Annotated in this window: 2 protein-coding genes; both read right to left on the bottom strand. The window is 72.9% G+C overall.

What is annotated here, in order from left to right; translation table 11 throughout:
- Positions 1 to 686 (bottom strand): Rv3626c family coenzyme F420 biosynthesis-associated protein (locus ON39_RS01985; RefSeq protein WP_174412487.1); only part of this gene is annotated, 686 nt, incomplete at its 3' end.
- 13 nt (positions 687 to 699) lie between these two features.
- Positions 700 to 1,437: D-alanyl-D-alanine carboxypeptidase/D-alanyl-D-alanine endopeptidase (gene dacB, locus ON39_RS01980; protein WP_040730126.1), on the bottom strand; the 738-nt coding region annotated here is incomplete at its 5' end.

The following is a 1,437-nucleotide window of genomic DNA, read 5'->3' as shown; positions in this document are numbered from 1 at the left end:
AGCAGCCGGGACAGCATCTCGTTGAGCGGCTCCTCGCCCACGTCGCTGAGCACCTCGACATTGGCGCGCATGTAGTCGGCCAGCCAGGGCGCCGAGGAGAACTGCACGCGGTGGGTCACCTCGTGCAGGCAGACCCACAGCCGGAAGTCGCTGGGCGAGACGCCGAGTGCGCGCTCCACGGCCATGATGTTCGGCGCGACCAGCAGCAGCGTGCCGTCCGGGCCGGTGAACGGGTCGTACTGGCCGAGGATGGCGGTGGACAGGAAGGCGAGCATCGCGCCCGCCTGCACCCCGGCCGGCTTGCCTTGCAGCAGCCCGCGCTCGCCCGTGTCGCCGCCGGTGCCGGTGAGCTGGGCCATCGACTCCGCGGCCGCCCCGATCCACCCCGGCCGGTCGACGATCCGGGCGGCGGGCACCGGCTGATCGTCGAGCAGCCGGCTGACCTCACGAACCGGCCCCTCGGCCCGCTCGGAGGCGGTGGCCAGCTCGGCGACGACCTGCTCGGCGGAGTAGCGCGAGGCCCGGGGACCGGACGGCACCAGCGTGGCGCCGGTCTTCGCGGCGAGCTTCCAGTCGACGGCACCGGAGAACCCCGACCGGCCCTTGGACCGCTCGATCGCGCCTTCGGCGGCGGGCTGGACTGAGCCCGCGCCGGAACCAGCTGGGTCGGAATCTTCTCCGTGCATTGTCAACCACCCGTCACGAGCATCCACAGTTGCGTAACGTGCCTGCGATCGCGTCCAAGGCCGGCCTGCTCACCTCGGGCGGTCGATCGTTCGACATCAACGCGAAGGTCAGCACCCGCCCGTCGGCGTCGAGCACATAACCGACCAACGCGCTGGACACCGACAGAGTTCCGGTCTTGGCCCGCACGAAGCCCGCGCCCTGCCGGTTGCGGTCGACATAGCGGCTGGTCAACGAGCCGGTCGCACCGGCGACGGGCAGGTCGTCCAGCAGCGGGGCCAAAGTGGATGCGAGCCGGTCGTTTTCGGGCCGGGCCATGGTGTTCGCCGGCTGCACCGCGGTGGCCGCGCCCGGCTTCGCCGCCGTCGCGACGACCCGGTCGAGCAGCCTGGCCGGGATGCGGTCGTCCACCGACAACCCGCTGTTGTCCTGCATGTCCAGCCCCGTCAGGTCGAAACCCGCCTTGCTCAGCGCCGCGTTCACCGCGGCGACCGCGCCGCTGAACGAGGCCTCGCCGCCGGTCGCCACGGAGATCTCCCGCCCGACCGCCTCGGCGAGGATGTTGTCGGAGTGGACCATCATGTCGCGCAGCCGGTCCCGCAGCGGCGCCGAGCGCACGTTCGCCACCTCGGCGGCGCCGGGCGCGGCCGTACCCGCGCGCACCTTGGCCGGGTCGAGGCCGAGCTCGGCGGCCAGCCTGCGCCCCGCGTCGAGGGCGGGCGTCGGGGTGCGCGGCGAGTACTCGACCAGCGG

Origin of the sequence: Nocardia tenerifensis NBRC 101015, assembly GCF_000308715.1 — a bacterium.
GTDB classification, from domain to species: Bacteria; Actinomycetota; Actinomycetes; order Mycobacteriales; family Mycobacteriaceae; genus Nocardia; species Nocardia tenerifensis.
This window is presented reverse-complemented; position numbering and strand designations above follow the sequence as displayed.